At 66.0% G+C, this 21,332-nt stretch carries 13 protein-coding genes and 2 pseudogenes; 6 read left to right on the top strand and 9 right to left on the bottom strand.

Annotation, left to right across the window (positions count from 1 at the left end):
* Positions 1–806 precede the first annotated feature (806 nt).
* Positions 807–2,030: an ATP-binding protein gene (locus tag QRN89_RS29600; protein WP_290352479.1), complete on the bottom strand. Its 1,224-nt coding sequence runs from the start codon at positions 2,028–2,030 to the stop codon at positions 807–809.
* Between the two features lie 235 nt (positions 2,031–2,265).
* A pseudogene (locus tag QRN89_RS29595) lies at positions 2,266–3,847 on the bottom strand (Tn3 family transposase); the annotation flags it as partial.
* Between the two features lie 226 nt (positions 3,848–4,073).
* On the opposite strand from QRN89_RS29595, the gene QRN89_RS29590 reads away from it, so the two are divergent.
* The 3 genes from QRN89_RS29590 (at position 4,074) to QRN89_RS29580 (ending at position 7,317) form a co-directional block, all read left to right on the top strand.
* A complete protein-coding gene (locus QRN89_RS29590; RefSeq protein ID WP_290352478.1) occupies positions 4,074–4,517 on the top strand; it encodes a hypothetical protein in 444 nt (147 codons plus the stop codon).
* A gap of 9 nt (positions 4,518–4,526) precedes the next feature.
* Positions 4,527–6,320, top strand: a complete 1,794-nt coding sequence (locus QRN89_RS29585; RefSeq protein WP_290352477.1) for a caspase family protein — start codon at positions 4,527–4,529, stop codon at positions 6,318–6,320.
* A 304-nt stretch (positions 6,321–6,624) separates the two neighbouring features.
* Positions 6,625–7,317: a DUF8548 family protein gene (locus QRN89_RS29580; protein WP_290352476.1), complete on the top strand. Its 693-nt coding sequence runs from the start codon at positions 6,625–6,627 to the stop codon at positions 7,315–7,317.
* A gap of 122 nt (positions 7,318–7,439) precedes the next feature.
* Here QRN89_RS29580 and QRN89_RS29575 read toward each other — a convergent pair whose 3' ends face one another.
* From QRN89_RS29575 to QRN89_RS29565, 3 genes are read right to left on the bottom strand one after another with little or no spacing between them, the layout of a single operon-like run.
* A complete protein-coding gene (locus tag QRN89_RS29575) occupies positions 7,440–9,053 on the bottom strand; it encodes a GTPase (protein WP_290352475.1) in 1,614 nt (537 codons plus the stop codon).
* Between the two features lie 2 nt (positions 9,054–9,055).
* Entirely contained in the window at positions 9,056–12,865 is a 3,810-nt protein-coding gene (locus tag QRN89_RS29570) for a GTPase (RefSeq protein ID WP_290352474.1), read from the bottom strand.
* The gene (locus tag QRN89_RS29565) at positions 12,862–13,353 is read right to left on the bottom strand and encodes a hypothetical protein (RefSeq protein WP_290352473.1); all 492 of its coding nucleotides are present in this window, start codon (positions 13,351–13,353) and stop codon (positions 12,862–12,864) included. Before QRN89_RS29565 ends, QRN89_RS29570 begins: the two co-directional genes overlap by 4 nt.
* Positions 13,354–13,757: 404 nt before the next feature.
* On the opposite strand from QRN89_RS29565, the gene QRN89_RS29560 reads away from it, so the two are divergent.
* Positions 13,758–14,783 (top strand): ISL3 family transposase, encoded by a 1,026-nt coding sequence (locus QRN89_RS29560; protein ID WP_356948668.1) that lies wholly within the window; start codon positions 13,758–13,760, stop codon positions 14,781–14,783.
* Positions 14,784–15,010: 227 nt separating this feature from the next.
* Entirely contained in the window at positions 15,011–15,301 is a 291-nt protein-coding gene (locus QRN89_RS29555; RefSeq protein WP_290352471.1) for a hypothetical protein, read from the top strand.
* Between the two features lie 94 nt (positions 15,302–15,395).
* On the opposite strand, the gene QRN89_RS29550 is transcribed toward QRN89_RS29555, so the two are convergent.
* Entirely contained in the window at positions 15,396–15,815 is a 420-nt protein-coding gene (locus tag QRN89_RS29550; protein WP_290352470.1) for a hypothetical protein, read from the bottom strand.
* Between the two features lie 2,003 nt (positions 15,816–17,818).
* Here QRN89_RS29550 and QRN89_RS29545 point away from each other — a divergent pair.
* Complete coding sequence (locus QRN89_RS29545) at positions 17,819–18,583, top strand: transposase family protein (protein ID WP_093654803.1); 765 nt, start codon at positions 17,819–17,821, stop codon at positions 18,581–18,583.
* Between the two features lie 49 nt (positions 18,584–18,632).
* Here the strand turns inward: QRN89_RS29545 and QRN89_RS29540 are convergent, their stop codons facing one another.
* From QRN89_RS29540 to QRN89_RS29530, 3 genes and pseudogenes are all read right to left on the bottom strand, one after another.
* Positions 18,633–20,168, bottom strand: a complete 1,536-nt coding sequence (locus tag QRN89_RS29540; RefSeq protein ID WP_435833278.1) for an ISL3 family transposase — start codon at positions 20,166–20,168, stop codon at positions 18,633–18,635.
* Positions 20,169–20,232: 64 nt separating this feature from the next.
* Positions 20,233–20,511: pseudogene (locus tag QRN89_RS29535) on the bottom strand (IS5/IS1182 family transposase); the annotation flags it as partial.
* 63 nt (positions 20,512–20,574) lie between these two features.
* Positions 20,575–21,147 carry a S1 RNA-binding domain-containing protein gene (locus QRN89_RS29530; RefSeq protein WP_290352469.1) on the bottom strand — a complete coding sequence of 191 codons (573 nt, stop codon included), beginning with the start codon at positions 21,145–21,147 and terminating at the stop codon, positions 20,575–20,577.
* Between the last annotated feature and the right edge of the window lie 185 nt (positions 21,148–21,332).

Here is a 21,332-nt window from a genome sequence, read left to right as displayed (position 1 = left end):
GGCTGCGACTAATGCATCTTCGTGCCTCTCGGGTCGGTCTTCGCGTGCGGAAATTAATCAATGAAGGGAAACGCGGTGCCTCCTAATGAAATTGCCCTGTACGGCATCTTCGCACTCCTAGCTCTTCCGGCCTGCACCTGGTACATGCGTCAGGCTCAGCGGCTCTCCGGCCTCGTCCATCGCTGGTTCCGCCAGTTCCGCTCGCGGCTGCGGAAGAGTGGACTCAACCTGCTGCGATGGCTGCTAGCGGAAGGAGAAGAGGAAGGGCATCGTCCCGCCGCGATGCCCGCCCGCGAGTAGCGTTTCCGCCGCTGCCCACGCAGTGGAGCGCGGACGGGCGACCACGGCATCCTCACCGGCGACGTGTCGAAGCCGCCGCCTTGCCTGCCAACCTCTCCCCGCCTACTGACGCTGACTCCGCTGCCACTGACAAAGCCGGGCGCATCTGGCTGGCATCAACCCTGTGCTCGACATGAGACATCAGCTCACTTGCCCGGAGATCTCCGAGACTGCCCGGACATGGCAGAGACAGGACACGGCCCGATCGGGCGTGAGATCCATCCGGGAAGTCTCTCAGAAGTGCCTCGCACAATACGCGGGCGAGAGGACTTTTGCGAACGGCGACCTGCGGAAACGTGATCACTGAGGGGACTCTCGCAGAACTCTCACAGATGAACATTTGTGAGAGTGGTCCCGAGTCCGCACGCGCAGTTGGATGGCCGTTCTGAACTCCGATCGAGCGTCTGCATCCTGCCAACGCCTTGCCGGTCCCGTCTTCGTAAACCAGCAGGGCGGTTCGTTGCTGGTCAGTCCCGGCGGGCACCCTGGACGATCTGGTCGATGACGGCTGCGGCCCGCTCCGGGTCTTCCTTCAGCCACCTGCCGAGGTGGTCCTGGACGGCCTTTCCGACACAGTTGCGCACTTCGGAATTGCCCAGCACACCGCGCGTGGCGCCCTCGAACTCGGGACGGTCCAGCTTCACCGACACGACCGCCGTCAGGCCCGCGCCGATCCGATCGGCGCCAAAGTCGGGGTCCATAGGTGTCGGCAGCCCCTGCTCCCGCGCGTACGCGGTGACCGCGGCCGCCATCCCCTCGCGGAAGCCCACCGTGTGCGTACCGCCGATGGTGGGCCGGCTGTTGGCGAAGCTCTGCACCCGCTCGTCAGGGCAGTTGCACCAGCGGAAGGCCACCTCCATCACCCCAGCCATCCGAGCGTCCTCGCGCTCGAAGGCGATGGTCTCCATGGGGGCGTGCGCCGCTGTGCGGCCGTCGAGGAAGTCGACGAAGTCCCGCGTCCCGCCCGGGAAGCGGAGCCGCACCGAATGGGACTCACCCAGGCGGCGCAGGTCGGTCAGCGAGATTTCCAGGCCCTGGTTCAGGAAGGTCAGTTCTCTGAATCGTTCCTCCAGTCCGTCGAACGAGAACTCTGTGGCTCCGAAGATGTCGGCGTCGGGCCAGAAGGTAATGGCGGTCCCGCTTCCGGTCGCCGTACCCACCACGGTGAGCGGGGTGGCGGCCACGCCGCGCGCGTATTCCTGGACCCATAGGACTCCCTCGCGGCGTACCTCGGCCGTCATCCGGCGCGACAGGGCATTGACGACGCCGGGCCCCACGCCACAGAAGCCAAGCGTCACGTCGTGACGGTCTCCGGTACCCGCCCCGACCTGAATTCGGGTGAGCAGGGCTTCGAGCCCGGGACCGCCGGTACCCTCCGTCTCGTCGATGGGAACGCCCGGCCCGTCGTCGGCGACGCACACGCCGCCGTCGGGCGTCAGAGTGATGTCGACGGAGGCGGCACGGCCGGCCAGAACATCGTTCACCGCCCGGTCCGCGACCTCGAACACCATCTGACGCAGGCCGCGTTCACTTGTCGAGCCGACGTACATCCCGGGCCGCTTCCGAACTGCTTCCCACCCCTCCAACACCTGGATGTGGCTGGCGTCGTACCTGGTGTCTTCCTCGCTCACGGTGTCCCCTCCGACGATGTCGAGCAGACCTCCCAGGTTAGATAGATCCCAGGAAAACACCAGGTCAGAGGCATTTCTCCGATGCCGCAGGCGGACGCGTGAGCGACTATCCGGAAGCAGTCGGCCCAGGGGTCGTGAACCGGCGCCGGAGTGCGGCCGCGGCCCCATCGAGGGCTGGGACGGCACCCTTACCAGCGCCCCCCGAGGCCCCAGTTTCGGCTCCGGAAGGACCCTCCCCTGGCCAGCCCTCACCCCGGGCGACAATGCTGCTTCCGGGGAGTCGCCAAGGTCTCGTCTACTCCTCGTCGCCCTCGTCGAGCCCGGCGACATCCGGGTCGCGCAGGGGCCGCAGGCCGCCACCGGCCGGGGTCGAGGCGGTGAAGCTGTAGCGGCCGAGCACGTTGAGGTTGCGGTGCTTGAGCGGGGAGAGCCGGGCGATGTCCTCGTCCCGGATCTCGTGGCCCTTGGCGCGTAGCTGGGCGACGGCTGCGTCGATGTACCGCGTCGTCCACAGCACGATGGCGTTGAGGACCAGGCCGAGCGCGCCGAGCTGGTCCTCCATCCCCTCGCGGTACGCCTGGTGGATGGCGCCGCGCTTGCCGTGACACACGTCCCGGGCCAGCTTGTGGCGGGACTCCTTCACGGTGAGCTGGCGGTTCATCTGGCGGCGGTAGGTGTCGTCGACCGGGTCGACCATCCGCAGCAGGTGCTCGGTCTTGGCGATCCGCCCGTACTCCGCGAACGCCTGCCCCAGCGGCGTGGGGTGGCCCTCACGGCCGAACATCCGCAGCAGGTCGTACGCCCTGACCTGGTTGGTGACCAGGGAACCGGCGACGCGGAGCATGTCCGGCCACCACGTCTCGATCTTCTTCAGGTTGACCCGGTTGCGGGCGAGCGGCTCCAGCACCCCGTACGTCCCCGTCTCACCCCGGGCATCGTCGCCCGCCAGAACCTCTGGTCGTCCAGGTCCTTGAAGCGGGGGCTGAAGTTGTAGCCCAGGATCCTGAAGATCCCGAACACGATGTCGGAGTAGGAGGCGTTGTCGGTGGCCACCATCTCCGGCTTGCGCCCGCCGTCCAGGTTCAGCAGCGCGTCCAAAATGTGCAGGGAGTCGCGCGGCGTTCCGGGGACGACCATCTGCCCGATCCCGGCGACCTGGTCGTTGACGGCGTTGAGCCAGGTGATGCCGCGCTTGAACCCGAAGTACTTCGGCGACGGTGCCGCGCTGATGGTCCGTACCGGGACGACGAACGCAGCCCGTCGACCGAGGCCAGCAGGCCGTCGCCCCAGTACGCCACGATCGGCACCTGAGACTGGGCTTCGATCAGCTTGGCGTTCGCCGCGGCGATGGTGTCGCCCCGGAGGTAGAACTGGTCGACGTGGACCAGGCGGGAGCGGGTGAGAGCCTCGTGGCCGGGGCTGGTGACCGGAGTCATGCCAATGTTGCACGCCTCGCTCACAAGGAGCGCGACGACCGAGGTGGTGAGGTCCTTCATGCGGGTGGTGCCGTCTCCGAGGTGGACGAAGGCGTCGAGGAACCCGGTCCAGGAGTAGACCTCGAAGAGCAGGTCCGGCAGGTCGATCTTCGGGAGCATCTTCTCGACCCGCTTGCGCAGCCAGGCCAGGGATTTCGGCTCTCCGAGCGCGCCGATCTTCTCCACGTTCAGTTTCACGCGGCCGTTCGGGAGGACATCGAGCGACACCTTCGCGTCCTTGCCCGCCGCCTCCAGGCGTTCGGCCATCTGCTTCCAGCCCGCGTCCAGGGCCCACACCAGCTCCGCCAGGTGCTCGGTGACAGGCATGTCCAGGCTCAGACCGGCCAGTACGTCCTCGCGCACCGCGTCCCACACCGCGCCATCCAGGAGGCGCAGGCCGGGGCATGCTGCGTGGTCGAGCTGTGAGAGCTCGCTGGCCCTCCTCAGGCGGGTCCGATCGCGGTGCCAGCTTCGGCGAGCGTACCGAAAGCCTCAAGCAAGTCGTTCCGATGGGATCTCATCATGGCCTTGTGCAGTCACGCGTTCTTGAGACATGGGGTGATCGCAGTGCCACACTGGGTGTCCGAAGGGCTTGGTGCGCGGGTAGTGGGGGCTTATGGCTGTTCGGTTGAGCCTTGTCGCGTCCGGAAGGGGCGAGGACGCGGCGGATGCGGAAGCACTGCAATTGCTGCTGGAGGCACTGCAGGAGGATCTGCTCGCTCTTGACATCGATCGTGTGGAGCAGGCGGAGGCGGGGCCGGCGCCGGAAGGAAGCCGTGCTGGTGTGGCGGAGGCAGTCGGAGCGCTCCTTGTGGTGCTGGCGCCGAGCCTGCCACTCCTGGAAGGACTCGTGGGGGTCGTCCAGTCATGGTTGGAACGGACGGGAGGCCGCAGCGCGACTCTGGAGATCGATGGCCGACGGCTGGAGCTGACCGGGGTGAGTCGGGCCGATCAGCGGCGCCTGACCGACGCGTGGCTGGGCGCCGTCATGGTTGATCGCTCCATCGTCACATCGGGGGAACAGTCCGTGGAGAACCGGTCCCGGCAGAACCCGTCCATGCCGGGGGCCTAGGCAGAGGCGGTGACTATTCCTCATGGGCGCTACGCACTCATCGTCGCCATCGAAACCTACAGTGACCAGGGACTGAGGAGTCTCAAGGCGCCGGGCCACGACGCGGACGAACTGGTCGAGGTACTGGGAGAACCAGCCGTCGGCGGGTTTGAAGTGACCGTTGTGAAGAACCCCGACTCTTACGAACTCAGGAGGAAGACGGAGGACTTCTTCGCCGACCGGTCGCTGCATGACACGCTGCTAGTACACGTCGCGTGCCATGGGCTTAAGAACCCGGGCGGCAAACTCTACCTGGCTGCCACCGACACGAGGCGTGACCGGCTCGCTTCGACCGCGGTTCCCGCGGATTACGTCAGCGGGTTGATGATGTCAACCCGGGCGCAGAGGGTGGCACTCATGCTGGACTGCTGTTATGCCGGTGCGTTCGAGCGTGGGATGTTCAGCCGCGCGGATGCCCAGGCGCATGTCCAGGACAGCTTCACCGGGCTGGAGCGCACGATCGGGGAACGCGGAAGAGCAGTACTCACCGCGTCCAGCGCCGTGGAGTATGCGTTCGAGGGCGACCGGCTCGTGGCAAGTGAAGGTGCACGATCTTTGACCGAAGAAGGCCGACCGGGCCCCTCACTGTTCACCGGGGCGCTGGTCGAGGGCATGCGTACTGGTGCGGCAGATCTGAACGGAGACGGCGAGATCGGGCTGTCGGAGCTGGCGGAATACATCAGCCAGCGGATCCGCCGGATCACACCGCACCAGAATCCGCAGCTGTGGATGTTCGGGGCTCAGGGCGACCTCTCGATCGGCAAGGCCCCACGCCGCGCTGCCCAGCCTGCCGCGTTGCCTTCGGATCTCGCCGCTGCCGTCGTATCCCCCGAGCGTGAGCGAAGGCTGTGGGCTGTGACCGACCTGGGAGCCATCGCCCGGGGGCCGAACATGGCACTTGCCCGTACTGCCTGCGCAAGACTGGCCGAGCTCCGCCAGGACGACAGCCGCCGTGTCTCTGAGGCCGCCGAGAACGCCTGGGCCGCTATCCAGCCACAGGTCTCCACCACCCAACTTGACCTGGGGAGCTCGACGGCGGGCACTCCCGGCCCGGCCGTACTGCTCCCAGTCGACGGGCCACCCGTTGTCCGCGGCACGCTGGAGGCGATAGCGGAGCCTTGGTTGCGTGTGCGGTATCTGCCCGAGGGCCTGACGCTCTCCCTCGACGCTACGGCATCCGCCGGCAGCTACACCGGAGTGGTGAAGCTCCAAACCGCCGTCGGCAACCTCCTCGTGCACGTCACCGCCACGGTGACAGCGGAGCGCGGGACTGGAAATCTGCCGAGGAACGGCCTCCTGAACGGGCGCCAGCACAAGGGAGCACGCGAACCGAAACTCGCGCAGGCCGCTTCTGCGAACCGCAGGCTTGTCGCGCCTTTTGTGTCTGGAGCTGTCGCCATGACAATGGCGATGGTCCTGCCCACCCACTTTATTCCGGGAGCGTATGCGGAGGATCCAGGAAGCACGTACTACCCGTTCGAAACGCCCATCGGGATAACAAGTGCCGTGTGCGTGCTGATGCTCGTTGTTGTGACGAGCCTCGTGTTGGAGACGCCCGAGGCGTGCCGGCATCGGGCGCTTCGCGTCGTGTACAACGTGGTGACGAGTGCCGCCTTGTTTCTTGGCATACTCCTTGCGTACGCCCTCGCGTTCGAGGAAACCGAGCTTCGGGCCGGCTCCTTCTTTTTTGCGGCAGGATGCGTCACTCAGCTCTGGGGTGCCTTCAGGCTGCGTCATCGAAGCCATCGCCCGACAGGCGGATAGCCGTGACCGATCACATCGCACCCAATGGGGATTCAACTGTCCTGCCGACGTGCGGCAGGTTCCGCGTTCTGCGGTCCGGCACGGCAGGCACCGTCTTCCGCGAAGCCGCGTGCGGAGCGGGCGTTCCTCGGCGCTGCTGCTCGGGGGCGTAGCCGTCGCTGTCCGCACGCCTGGTACAGGGCGCGGGCGGTGTAGAGGGCTCAGTCGAGACTGGCTCCCGGTCCGCGCGAGTGCATGACACGCCGCCGTGAAGTGCCGGACGAGTCGGCCGGCACCGGTAGGGGAACTGACCAGGGGGAGCAACGTGGAGGAACAGGACATCAAGGTGGTCGTCATGGCCGCCAAGAGGCTGGACATCGTCCGGTGCGGACCGGAGTCCGGGCTGAAGCGGTGGGCTCATCTATCGCTGTGTGTGCTCGACGCGGTCTTCTCGATCAACGCCCATTACGCAGGCGTCGTGAACGTGTGTCACAGATACGCCGATCATGTGGGACTTGAGCAACGGCTGTACCCGCGCGGCACCGAGCACCCGGGTGAAGAGGAGCCGCTGTCCCGGTTCGCGGAGTGTGCTGCGGACATGGACGCCCTGGCCGCCGTCCTCGACAACTATGGGCGCACGTCTCCGAGGGGCGGGATCCTCAAGGTCGAGGCGGCCGTGGACTATGCGCGGATCCTCGTGGACCATGGCGTGGATCTCCTCATCGACGTTGAGAAGCTGCTTGCCGACGACAATCGCCTCGCCAGGGTTGAGAAGGCGCTGGCCCAGGTGCCGGGCCATGGCGCCCACGGGGTCCGGCTCAGCTACTTGTGGATGCTCGCCGGCGACGACACGGGCATCAAGCCGGACCGTATGGTTCTGAACTGGGTGGCCCACGTTCTGAAGCGTCCTATGGGCGTGTCTGAGGCCCGCACACTGCTGACTGCTGCAGCGCAGATCATCGGCTGCACTCCCTGGGAACTGGATCACGCCATCTGGCTCTACCAGCGCGGCACGTAATTCGCTTCCTGGAGCGGCGGGGGTCCGACGCGGAGGAGCATCCCGCGTGCCGCACCCCCACCAACTTCGAAGACCCGCTAATGACCTGTTCCCTGAAGTCGGGCCGCAGTGGCCCGACTCGCTTACGCGTCTGACTCGAGCAGCGGCACGGTACCCGCTCGAAAGAGACCCTCGCCTTCCGCCACAGCTTCTTGCAGTTGCTCGACGAGTTGGCGCAGGCTCGCGTCGAGGTCGACCTGGTCTCTCGTCTCCGCGACGATCGCTTCACGCACGTCGTCGACGAACGGCTGCCAGGTGTCGCGAGTGCGCTGCGTGCACTCAGTGACGGCTTGTTGTCGCTTCTCGGCCGCCACCTTGTCCTGGTTCTGGCGCGCGCGATCCGTTCTCTGCTCATCGACGACTTTCGCCAGGTAGACGGCAAGGGGAAGCGCAGCTTCGGCGATGCCGATGGGCCGTCCCAGGTCCCGAGCCGCCTTCGCCGAACCGGCCTTCCCGCCTGCGATCGGCCCGGGTGCGTTGTTCGCGGCCTTCAACATACCGATCACCATGGTCCCGACCGTCTCGACATGTTCTGCGGCACCGCCGGGCCCTGCCGGGGTCGTGGAGGCATCCTCCCCGGACCCGAGTGTCGCGACCAGCGAAGCAAAGCCGGCCCAGGAAGGTCGGGCGCGCTCTCGCTCCTTGGTCTTGCGGATCGACTGCTGCAACCGCTGGAGGCGGACCTCGTGCTTGGTGAACCACTCGTCGAGCGTGCGCTGAATCTCGGCCTGAAGTTCATCGGCGCCGGAACTCGGCTCCCACGACCGCCGCATCACCTCCTCGACGAGACCGTCGAGGCTGGCTTGGGCGGCCCGATCGAGAGTGTCGAGTTCGCTCCCCCATACGTCGCGGCGAGCGACGCCACTGGCAGCTACTTCGGCACGTGCCGTGTAGTCCGACAGTTGCCTCCGCAGTTCGGTCACGGTTTCGTCCAGGACCGCTGTCCAGTACCGTTGCCCGGCCGCATGCCGCCATCCGGGCAGTGCCGACGGGGACACCGCCTCGAAAGCATCCGCGAGGTCCCTCATGCCGTCCCAGCCACGGAAGTCATCCCAGGTCTCTCGGCTGAGATCTGTGTCCGGCCCGGCCGTCTGGAACGGGTCCTGCGAGACAACGAATATCTGTGTCCTGTCGTCCAATTCAAACAGTTGCCGCAACTCGCGGACCTTGCGATCACTCAGTTGCCGGTACTCCGCGAGGTCGTACCCTGCGTCCACACCCGCCTCATCGAACCGCGAGATGACGAACCACATCGCCCCCACCGGCCATCCCTGCGTGAACAGCTTGTGAAGCACGTCGCGTTCGGCGGTCGCCAACTGCGGAGTCAGTACCACGATGCAGACGTCCGTGAGTCCGGCCGCCGCCATCGCTCGGCGCGAATTGTTCTGTGCACGAATGTCGGACGCATCCACCGCGAATCCGGGAGTATCGCGGATGATGCACCCACCGACCTCGGCGTCGTTGACCTCGAAGGTTTCGTGGCGTGCGCTGATCGTGAGCCAGCCGGGGACATCGCCGCCCGAATCGACGAGCAACCGGCGGAGCAGGGAACTCTTGCCGGTGTTGTAGGACCCGAAGAGGGTCACTACCGGTCTGTCCAGCTTCTCGAACGCGTCCCAGTCGTCGACGTACTGCTCGACCAACGATCCGCCTGGAAGTCGCCCCAGCCAGTCCCGCACTGCATCGATGTCGACCACTGTCACTCGTTCCCCTCTGGTGTGCCGATCAATTCGTCCGCAGCCGCGATCAAGGCCCCGACTACCTCGGCCTGCGCTTTCGTCGAGTCCATCCGTTCCCTGATCGACGATTCGAAATCGAGGTGCTCGTCGAGCAGTGCTTCGAGCTCCTTGGTCTGCTGTTCGAGGTATCCGACGGGACCCTCCCCCTGCTCACCGTGCATGATCTGTTCGACGATCCCCGCAGCCGCTTCGTCAATCACTTGCAATGCCGACTCCTGCTGGTGCTTGTGTTTCCCAGCCTTTTGGATGTCATTGGCCATCGCCGCGGCATCCACGGCGGCAGCGACGACCCCGAGGACGAACCCGACCTTGGCAACCTTGGCGCCTCCCTTCACCGCACCCCATGGCTTGAACTTGTGGCCAAACTGCTTGCCGATCGCGTAGACCGCGTTCCGATTCCCAAGGGCTTTCGCAAGCGGCGCCGCGGCTCCTGCGACGTTGCCGGCACCCTGGGTCAGATCCTCGTACCAGGCGGTGCCCTGGGCCTTGAATTCTGCCGCGAACTCGGGTGTCACCCGGAACTCAGCAGCGCGCATCTCGCGTCCGATTGCCGATATGTGGTCGCTGTACCACTCGTCCAGTTTGCGCGTTGCGTCGGCAAGGTACCGTTCGAGATCAGCTTCGAACTGCGGAGCCTTCCACCAGGAGTCGGCGAGGTTCTCCAGCTGCTGGCCGTCCTTCCGATCGAGTTTCACGACTGCGGATTTCGCCGCTACCACGTGGCGGTCCACCACACGGCGGGCGTCCTCTCGCAGTGAACCTTCGAGGACCACGGCGTCGTTCACGGCAGCCCGGAGGGTAGCGATCACCGGCTCCGAGCGACGCAGCTCTTTCGTACCGTCGACCTGCACCTGGTGAAGCGTGTGCTGGCGACGCTTGAGACCGGTGACCGCCCCATCAAAGGCGGCCGCCGACGCCGCAGCGGACAGCTGCTTGTCGGAGAGACCTGACATGACGCTGGTCAATGCGGCCACGCCGTCCCACAGCCGATTCTCGTCGAAATCACCGGGTTCTGCCGTTGCGTCCCCTCCCACCAGGCCGAACGGATCGCCGGACAAGCAGTGGATCCTGTCGATATCGACTTCGATGGAACGAACGGCGAACGCTGCATGCAGTTCCTCACCTTTGCGGTCCTGCAGGTTGAGAAATGCCTCGGGTTCAGTCAGCGGATCCACGCCCAGTTCGTCGCACCGATTGACGAGGAACAGCATCCGCCCGCCTTTTGTGGCAATCATCTCCGAGCCACGCGAGAGCTCTTCCAATATCGAGGTGTTGCCCACCAGCAGATTGATGTGGACGACGACGAACACGAGAGCAGCCTCGGAGATCGCCTCGAATGCGGTGGTGTCGTGCTCGTCATGTCCACTCTGCAAGCCCGGTGTGTCCACGAGATCGAACCGGGGCAACTGGTAGCGGATCGCGGCTGCGGTCGCGGGCAACGCCCGGATGTCGAACGCTGCATGCGGTTGCTGGCCGCTGTCCACCATGATCCGACGGATCAACGACGACTTTCCCGAGTTGTAGTCACCGAGAACGACGAGAGCTGGCCTTGCCCCGGCGACGCGCCAGAAGGTTCGTGCGATATCGAACAGTGCCGGGTCGCGTCGGGCCGCGTCCTCGAGGTCGTCTCGCCACGAGTGGATGTTCGCCGTCGACGGTTCGCTCCACGCCGCAGCTATTGCGCGCGTCAGCCGGCTGCGGTCCTCCTCGCGGCGACTCGAGTACGCCTCATGAACGGCATGGCCGATCTGTGCCGACTGGTGGTCCACGCCAGACTCGAGCCAGTCCTCGCCCAACAAGGCCCGGGTCACCTCGGCCGGGGATCCTCCCATCCGACGCTGCGCCCGCAGCAGGACGCCGGTCACAGCGGGTGCGGGCTTAATCGAACCGGCGTAGGTCTGCAGGCTGTCGATCAACCGCACGATCCGGCCGCGCGCCATGCGAAGCTCGATCGCAGCGCGGAGCGACTCGCCGACCGCAGGAGCCAACAACGACCACGCCGCTTCCCGGCTGTCGCGGACGAGGGCATCCTCATACTCGACGAACGTCTGATCCACAGCACGATGGCAGTCTGCAAATGCCTGAGCCTTCGCTTTTCGTGCTTGCTTCGACGCCTGCTGGCTCATCTTCTTGCCGAAATGCTGCTGGAGCTGTCCCACGACCCCGACGCCCGCGGCAGCTACGCCGAGTACCCAACCTGCGGGGTTCCAAAAGAGGGCCAACGCGGGTACCGCAAGGGCGCCCGCACCCACCGCGATGCCCGCGCCCCTGACAACATCACCCGCCCCACCGCCGCCCTCGTCGCCAAGGATCACCGCGGCGTGCCATACCGCCGCCACGTTGTCTGGGGACTCATGGTCCACCGCGACTTCAAGCTCACGCTGCAGGAACGCCCGGCGACCCACCCAAACAGCCCCCACCGCAGCGGAAATGGCACCTTGATCGAAAACAACCTCCGCAAACTTCGACTCCTCGATCGCAGTCTGCTCGTCGAATGCCCTCCGGATCAGATCATCCGCGTTGGCCTTCGCCTGTCGGCGACATCCCGCAAGGTGCGAAGCAGCGACGTGCCGGACGAAGCGGTCCAATGCCCCTTTGACCGGCAACGTGTACGGGCGGCCCCGCGCCCGCTCGGACATGTCGACCAGATCCGCGCTGAGAGCCGCATCGTGCAGCCACTTGGCACGTTCGGCATCTTCCGGATAGCCCAACACGGCGAATAGCGACTCGACCTTGCGTTCGAGGGATTCCGCTTCCTGCTCTATCTCAACCGCCAGGTCTTCGAGTTCGCCGACCCCTCGACGGCACCGTGATCGGATGTCCTCGCGCAGCGCGGTCAACCGGAGATCGGCGCTGCCTTCCGCGATCGAGGTGGCTATTAGGTGCTCCAGCGTCCCGAAGTTCGACCAACGATCGTGGTAGTCCGACCCGAATTCCTCGCGTTCAAGGTGGAAGGCCTCCGAGGCGGGTCCACGGAAGGGAGTCGTGGCGCGCGCCAACAAGGCCCGTCGGCTGTGGATCGCGACGACCGGGGTGTCGGGCAACCCGATCTGTACAAGCTGGGTCCGAATGTTATCGGCGTGCTGGCGAACCGATTCGGACAGATTCCTGCGGCCGGCCTCGGGAACTTTCGCGGGGTGGTGCCAGCGCGAGTTACGGACGTTCAGGACAGCCACCACCGGCTTTCCGTGGTCACGGATCCAGGCGGCGATCTTCTCGAACTCCATCTCCTGCTGAGACTGGCTGTCGAAGCACAGAAGCACGATGTCAGCGATCTCGACTGCCTCACGGGCCTTGGCCTCGAGCTCGTCGCGGCTCTCGGTCCGTCCCCAGCCGTTAATCCCGGGTGTGTCGAACAGTCGGCAATCCCGCCACTCGATTGGACGCACCTCGGTGGTCCAATCGCTGACACCCGGTGAGACATACTCCCCGTCGAGCTGTCCGAACGCCGACAGCAGGGTGCTCTTTCCGACGCCGGTGCGTCCGAAGAACACGATGTTGAACCACCCGAGCGACTCACGCTCACGATCGAGATGACGTCGCAGTTCCCCCGGGAACCCACGAGTGAATTCGTCCAGTCGGATGATCAAGCCAGACGAGGACGGCGCGACGCACTGTCCTTGCGTAAATGCGCCGATCAGGTCGTCCGTTATGTCATCCAGGCGCGTCAGTTCCGCGTGTCCCTGCTCGACGGCCGATCGAACGGCCTCCTCGAGCGACACCGCCTCTGTCGTCAACTCGTCATCGCTTTCCGCTGGCAGACCGGTCACGGCGCGACGGTGATGCTCGTCGAGCTGTCCAGGGCCTGGAGGGCGACCTTCACGGACTTGCTGGTGAAGTCGGGCATGATCGATCCGGCAGCCTGTGGCGCGGCGCCTTCGTCCGTGGAGGGGCAGGTCTCCTCGAGCTTGACCGTGGCGAAGTCGACCTTGGTGTCGGCCGGGTGTTCGCCGGGCGTCGAGGTCTGCGAGCAGACCTCCCAGTTACCGTCAAAGGCCTGCATGCGGCCGCGCCCGAGGGCGTCGTGCGAGGTTGGGCTGTAGATGCCAGCGGCATGCTCCTGGTCCTGCGCGGCGGACTGCAGGCCCTTGCCGATCATGTCCGGCAGGGTGGCCGTCTTCTTGTCTTCCGTGGCGAGCGCGTTGCCGGCGTCCGACGGCTGGTCGTTGGCGCTCTGCACACTACTGGGCTTGCTGCTAGCAGTGTCGGTGCCCTCGCAGGCGGTGAACGTGAGCGCGGCGACGGTGCGGGTGTGCATGATCCCCCCTGAGCGGTTCAGCTGCTGAGGGACCATCATGCGACATGTGCGACCTGAGTAGAGGCGCTGTGGCGGTGCTGTGACACAGCGTAGCCTCAGCCGGGGGACCTCCGTCGTCGCACGTCAAACGGCTGCGACTCCGCGTTGCCTCCCCGCTGAACGGGACGACGGAAAAGGTCCCGGGGGCGCGCTGCCCTGGTGGCACGACGACGGCACGGTCGGCGGTGACGGCGTACACGTGAACGTGGCTCTGGCAAGATTTTCGTAGCCGGAGATCATCTCGGCAGGACGCTCGACCAGTCCGGGTAGCGGGCAGCATCTGACTGTGCTCTCTTGAACTGGCAAGCCTGTTACCGCAGTTGACCGATGTGTAGGTCGTCTCTGTTGATGTCTCCCATGCTGGTGTGGCGGTCCGTGCCTGCACGCGATCCGGTGTTCCGGCGGGATGTCCGGGATGTGGCCGGCACAGTGTGTGGCGCCACAGCCGCTACGCACGGCGCCTCGCCGACGTTGCTCTCGGCGGCCGGCCTGTGCGCATCGACTTGTCCGTACGCCGCTTGTACTGCGAGAACTCGGTCTGTCCGAAGGTGACCTTCGCCGAGCAGGTGCCAGGATTGACCGTACGATACCAGCGGCGCACGCCGCAGTTGCAGCATCTGGTGGAGGCGGTCGGTGTGGTGCTGGCGGGCCGGGGCGGTGCCCGGATGCTACGGGTCTTGAACGTCACGCTCTCGCGGTGCACTGTCCTGTCGCAACTGATGCGGGTGCCGCTGCCGCCATTGGAGACACCCCGGGTGCTGGGGGTGGACGACTTCGCGCTCTACGGCGACACCTACGGCACCCTCCTGGTCGATGCCACCACACGGCTCCCGCTCACACTCTGGCAGGGACGTGACGCGGAACAGCTCAGTCAGTGGCTCCGCGAGCACCCGGGTGTTGCGGTCGCCTGCCGCGACGGCTCCCTCACCTACCGGCAGGGAATCCACGCCGGCGCTCCCGACGCAGTGCAGGTCAGCGACCGTTTCCACCTCTGGCAGGGGGTCTCCCGCCGTGTCCAGGACATCACCTCGGCTCACCGCGACTGCCTGCCCGCGGCACTGCCCCGGGTGGACGAGACCTGTCCCACATCCGTCGACGAAGCCGCCGAGAACATCGCGGCTGACTCCCGTGCTGGACGGCACGCACGCAGGCTGTTCGAAGCCGTGCACGCTCGGCCTGGCACCGGCCGGAGCCACAGCTCCGTGGCCCCGGAACTCGGCCTGGACCGCCGCACAGTGAGCAAGTACGCCCGGGCCCGCACCTGGCAGGAAGTGATGCGCCGACCGCCCCGCAAGCCCTCCACGCTGGATCCCTACCTCGACTACCTGGGGCAACGCTGGGAGGAGGGACGGCACAGCGTGAAGATCTTGCACGAGGAACTCCAGTCCTAGGGATACCTCGGCCGCTCCCAGCGCGTGAAAATGGCCGTCGCGCCCCTGCAACGGGGCCTGCCGCTGGACGAGCCACACGAGCGACCGCCCTCCCCACGCGAAGCCGCCCGGTGGATCACCACCCATCCCGGCCGCCGAACACTGCAGATCAGCGATCACCTGCCCCGGCTTCTCGAGCACTGCCCTGCACTCAGAACCACCCACGACCTGTCCGGCGCTTCGCCACCATGCTCGACAACCGTGACGCGACGCACTTGCCGAGCTGGCTCGACGACCTCGCAGGCAGCGGACTGGCCCCACTCTCCAGCCTCGCCAGAGCCCTGGACCGGCATGCCGTCGCCCAGGGAATCACCACCCCTTACAACTCTGGCGTCAACGAAGGCCGCATCACCGACGTCAAACTGCAGAAACGCCTGATGGCCGGACGCACCGGCGTCCTACTCCTCCGCCACCGCGTTGTCCTGATCGCCCACTTCCGCCGCCACTACCCGGACTGGTCGAGCGTCCTGCCGAGATGATCTCCGGCTACGAAAATCTTGCCAGGGCCACTCCGACGAGTACGCGGACATAGGTCCCTGCGAGAACCGTAGATGCCGACACCGGCGTGGTGCGCTACTTCATCTTGATGCAGGCCTTCTTGGTGAGGCCCTTGAATTCAACGCAGACCTGGGTGCCTCGTGGGACCTTCCGGCCAGTGTGGCCACCGCGGCCCCAGTGAGCCTCGACGAAGCTGCCCCGGTTTGCAGCCTTCTTCCAGCCGCCGCCGACCTTCCAACCACGCCCCGGTGCTTTGTAGAGCCAGCGCGCTGCGCCGGCCGTTGCGGCCCGTGATGCGTAGACCCAGCTCACCGAACGCTGAACAGCACCCTTCTTGTGCCAGTACTTCACCACCGCTCCGATCAGGCAGCCCCCGCCGCGCTTCGGGACGCACGAGTGATCGCGCTGGTCCACATAGGGACTGCCGACGCGGGGCGCGCTGCCGGACAATGCAGAAGCTGGTGCAGCGGTGACTGCCAGGAGAAGAGCCGCCATGCTCAAAGTGATCTTTCGTAGCATGCCTGGCCAACCGAGCCGACCCGCGAGCGTTACGGCTCCCGCCACTGATTCCTCAGGATGAACGACCCCGGTAGCTACAGCACTTCTGCCTGCTGTCCTCGATCGGTTCATCGCACCGCGGCTTCGCCGGTGCATTGCTGTCGGGGCCGACGGTTCGCTGCCTGAACGGCAGCGACGGCATCCGCCGGCCCCTCCCCCATCGACACCCACCCGAGAGCGAGCCTCGATGTCGCGGGGAAGTTTATGGTGGGACGCTCGGCTGGCGCTATCAACACCGAGCAGGAGGGAGAGTCTCGATGATCCCCCAGGGCCGTGAGGTGCGTACCGAGTCAGAGGTGGCCGAGGCGATGGGGCTGCCGCTGCATTCGTGGCGCCGGAACGTGCGCGACGCGTTTGAGGAGCACGTGTGCCGAGTCAACGCTGATGAGGGCCGCGTTCGCCTCTACGACGCCGAGCAGGTGTCCGCCTTCGTGCAAGGTCAGCCCATCCGTCCGCTGCCAGATGCTGTCGAGCACCCGGATGACCTGCTGACAGACAGAGAAGCCGCTGCGGTTCTCGGAGTGGACGCTTCGACGGTGCGCAGCTATGCCGTGTCCGGCTATCTCCCTCGTGGTGTGGAAGTGCACGGTCGGCGGTGGCCGCGATGGGTGATCGCGGCCCGTTTCGAGCAGGGCGATCAGCGAGAGCGTCCGGAGCGTACGGGTGCTGGACGTCCGACGAGCAGTCCGGAGCGACCCAACAGAGGTCGAGCGGGTCGCGACGAGACCGCCCCGCCAGACTCTCGAGTCGTGGAAACGGCTGAGGTGGTCGATCAAGCTATGGGCGAGGGTGTGAAGCCTCCGAGTGCTGCGCAGATTGCCGCTCGGTTCAATGTCAGCCGGTCGACTGGAGCGCGGATTCTTGCAGCGGCGCGTGCGCGCATCGCATCACGCCCCGAGAGTTCCTCGGTGAGCTCAGCGGAACCCTGAAACGTCGACTCGAGCGGAATCCATCCCGTCGACGCCACATCGCCACCACCGCCTCCACGTCCGACGGCTTACCGAAGCCCGGGGCCGATCCCAGATCATGCCTGCCAGCCCGCACCGCCCCCGATCGCCACCTCGTCACAGATGGGCTCCCACTGCTCGGTGACAGGCTCGACCGCACGACCGCCGGACGCCGCAGAACTCATCGAGGCTCGCGGGGTTCCCTGGGCGGTCGAACCGCTGCACGAGATCGTTTCATCGAAAAGACGTCTCGGTGCGCAGGCTCCGTGGGCAAAGACACCTCAGGCGCGACCCGGACGCGAGCTACGGCCACCGGGCGGGCACCGTGTCGAGAGGTCCGTCCAATGGCGTGGCTCACGGCGTGGGCGGCGCGATCGCGCGAATGGCACGCATCGAGTTCTGAACCGACTCGACCCTGAGCTTGTAGTTGGCTGGCAGGGGCTCGCGCGAGCATGGGAGGAAGACGACCCGCACCCGTGGTCGGTGTCGAAGCGATGCGAGAGCTCTGGCACCCGTGACAGCGCACCCGATGAGCCGAGTCTCGGGAACCGCTGTGACGAGGTGCGACGCCACTGCGCACGCGTAATGTCCTCCCCCGGGAAAGAGTCCCTTCAGGAACGCGCAGACGCAGTGGCCGGCCCGGAGCGCCTCCAACGCCGCGTCCAATGCCGCCGTGCTCCCGTCCGCGCTCGATGGGGATCTGCTGGAGACGGTCGAGCACGGCACCGGAGCCGGCCGTTCCCACAAGAACCGCTTGGCCAGGAACCGGACCTGCTGGCGTTGACGTGCCGCGACGCCGACGACGACCTTCGGATCGATGAAGTACACATACGCTGCGTTCACAGTCTTGTCGTGTGTAACGGGACTGTAAGAAGAACGGCCCTGAGCCCTTTCCAACTTGTGGCAGCAGCGAGCCAGTTGGGATGACAACGTGGTGAAGCCCCTGGTAGATGGGTTTTCGACCAAGAGAACCGTCTCCACCAGAGGCTTCGCATGCTTGTCTACCCTTCGGGCGTCGACGTGTCCAGCTCTGCCCTGCGCTTTCTGTCCGCCCGTCTGCGGCAGCACCGTCGCGCGATCGGCTCCCGCTGGAGGCGTCTGAACCCCGGCCGCCAGGCCCTGCTCGCACTCGCCCACCTGCGGATGGGAAACACGTATGCCCAGCTCGCGGCCGGATTCGGTATCGGAACCACGACCGCCTACCGGTATGCCACCGAGGCTGTCGAACTCCTGGCAGGCCTCGCGCCCACCCTGGCCGACGCGATCCGGGTCGCGTCGACGAAGGCGTTCGTGATCCTCGACGGCACACTCCTGCCGACCGACCGCATCGCCGCGGACCGGCCCTTCTACTCCGGGAAACACAAGAAACACGGGATGAACCTGCAGGTCCTCACGGATCCCTTCGGCCGGCTGCTGTGGGCCTCGCCGGCCCTGCCCGGCGCCGTCCACGATGTCCGCGCGGCCCGCGAGCACGGCATCGTCGACGCCCTTGCCGCAGCCGACATCAAGTGCTGGGCGGACAAGGCATATCGGGGTGCCAGCGGGACCGTTCGCACCCCCTACTGGGGCCGCTGGGAAACCCTTTCCACCGGTCAGCAGGCCGTCAACCGGTCCCACGCGAAGATTCGCGCACTCGTCGAGCAGGCCATGGCCACCCTCAAATCCTGGCGGCTCCTCCGCAAGCTCCGGTGCTCGACCGCCCGCGTCACCAGCCTCGTCCGGGCCGTCCTCGCCCTGCATCTGGCCAGCTCAGAGTGAGGATGGAAAAGGCTCCCTGTCTCACATTCGGTGGTGACGGAGAGTGCTGCTATCCGAGGAGGATGCGGTGGCGGAGCAGGGTGAAGCCTGCTCGTCCGTGCATCTGACGCGCGATCCGCTTGGTCTTGGTGTTGACGCCCTCGGTGGGGCCGTTGCTGTACGGAAGGGTGAGTGCGGCGTTGACGGCGTCACGGTCTCGTTCCAGCCCCCGTGTGAAGGCATGCAGATGGGGCAGGTCGGCTGCTCGGACTTGAGCGATCCAGCGTGTGAGCGCGTCGGCATTGTCGACGTGCGGCGTGAGGAGCGGGGCGAAGACTCTGATGCCGGTGGCCAGTTGGGTCATTTCGGGGCAGGCTGCGGTGAGCTTGGCCAGGAGCTCGTGTTGCTCGACCTTGAGGTTGTCGAGCCTGGTCAGCACCATCCGGGCGAGCCTGCGCGGGGAGACGTGGCTGCGGTCGGCGTCCGCACGGCCCTGGTTGATGTACTTGTGCAGGAGAATCAGGCAGCCCGTGAAGCCGAGGGCCTTGATCTCCTCGAAGAGGTGCTTCACGGGGACGGAGGGGTCCTCGGCACGGCGTTTACGCAGGTGTTCACGGTAGGGGTCGACGAGGCTGGCACGGTACTTCGGGACGCGGAGCATGCGCTCGGGCCGATCGGCGCGGGCGTAGCGTTTGACGGTGTTCAGGGCCAGTTGCAGGCGGCGGGCGCATTCGAGCAGGCCCACGCCCTTCTTGAGCAGGCCGTGGACCTGGTGCCAGCGTTCGAGGGTGGTCTGGGCGCGGGGCCCGTCGTAGATCGGCGCGTCCAGCACGGTGGCCCAGCAGGTGCTGTGCGCCTTGACCTCGCTCAGGGCGGCTTCGCACAGGTTCTTCCACACATGCCACCGGTCCGCGACCTGCACCGCGTCGGGCAGGGCGCGCCGGATCGCCTCGGCGTAGGTCGCGGAGCCGTCACGGCACACGACCTCGACGCCCGGATGTTCGCGCAGCCACACTTCCAGAGTGTCGGCGGTGCGGTCGGGCAGCACATCGATCCGCTCGTGGGTCTCGGCGTCGATGATCACGGTGGCATAGCGGTGGCGCCGGCGCAGAGCGAAGTCGTCGACGCCGATCACCCGGGGCACCCGACCGGTTGGCAGTGGGATCCGCAGCAGGGTGCGCAGGGCCGTGTGACGCGACAGGCTCACCGCGAGTATCGCCAGCAAACGTGTCCCCGCCCGGCCCGCTAACTCCTTGACCACGGCCTTGACTTGCCTGGTCAGGCGGACGGTTCGCCGCTGATATCGGTCCAGCACTCCGCACACTTGCTCGCGGAAGGTGTGGCGGCAGCCGCGCGTGGGACACACCAGACGCCGCACCCGCACACGGACCACCACCCGTCGTTCATCGACCGGCACGTCGGCCACCGTCCTCCAGTGATAGCCGTGCACGCGTTCCGACGGGGCCCCGCACACCGGGCAGGCCGCAGTGTCCCGCGGTGTCCGTGCCCGCACCAGGATCCGCTCACCTTCGTCAGCCACATCCTCGATGACCAGCGGCGACAAGCCCGAAAACACCGTCTGGACAAGCTCGTTGACATCCTTCACGTGAATGTCAACGAGTCCTCACGACGCTCCGTCACCACCGAATGTGAGACAGGGCCGATATCTTTACAGACCCGATCCCGGCGTGTGAGGAGTTCATTGCGCGCTTCCCGGACGGGAGCGTGCTCCAGCGGCCCCGGTAGGGGACTCACTCCGTGCCCCAGGCCCCCTGGTATCCCTTGTCGACCCAGGTCCGGACGTCGGCTCTGGTGAGCGCTTCGATGGTTCCGTGGGTTCGGACGGCCGTCGTGCACGGCGCCTGGCGGGCGGGTGAAGCCCAGAGCAGCCGAGCGAACGGATCGGCACTGACCTGGACGTTCATGCGGTGGCACTTGTGCTTGCCGGAGATCGAGCTCTCGCCTGGGCGGCAGACTGATTCACGAGTCCCACGTCAACGAACAGGGAGCCGTCAACCGAGGTTGGTCCGAGCCTGTCGCTGCGAGAGAGTCACCGTCCGGCGCTCTCGGTCGAGCCCAAGCACCACTGCGGCGATGTCGTCGCCAACCTTGATCCCATCTTCCTTTGCGGTGGTGGCGGGTTCTCCCATGAGTTCCTTCTCATGAATCACAGCTTCTACCCCATCGGAGATTTCCACGATAACGCCGAACGGTAGGAGTTTCGTTACGCGCGTCGTCAACTCCTGACCCACTTGAATACTGTCGGCGACCGCCTGGAACGGGTCCGGCAGTGTCTCTCGCAGTGAGAGACGGGCCTCCCCATTCCAGGTATCAAATTGAAGGAACATACACGACACGGACTGTCCGATTTGAACGATCTCCGACGGGTCTTCGAATGACTGCCAGGACAGCTCCGGGAGGGTAATGAACCCTACGCCAGGGAGAACTGGATGGCCGGGACCGTCGTCCAAATCTACGAAAACGCCGAATCTTTCGATCGCCACAACTTGCCCAGAAAGCAGATCACCGTATTGCAGCGAATCAAGAAAGTTCCAAAGGTCTGGGTTCTCCGAAGGTTTGATCACGCTGTCATCCTTTCGATAGGCAGTGAGTGTGCTTGCCCTCTCAACGCTCGGTGGCCTTGCACAGTTTCGGTGCGTGCGAGAGAAGCTGCGTCGCGCGTTGCGATCTGCGCGTAATGCTTCGCCCGCTCGGCGGGGCGAGGCGAGCCCAGGCCTTACTGCCTGGGCTCGCCTCGCCCCTTCAAGAA

The organism is Streptomyces sp. HUAS CB01, from assembly GCF_030406905.1.
Lineage (GTDB): Bacteria > Actinomycetota > Actinomycetes > Streptomycetales > Streptomycetaceae > Streptomyces > Streptomyces chengbuensis.
This window is presented reverse-complemented; position numbering and strand designations above follow the sequence as displayed.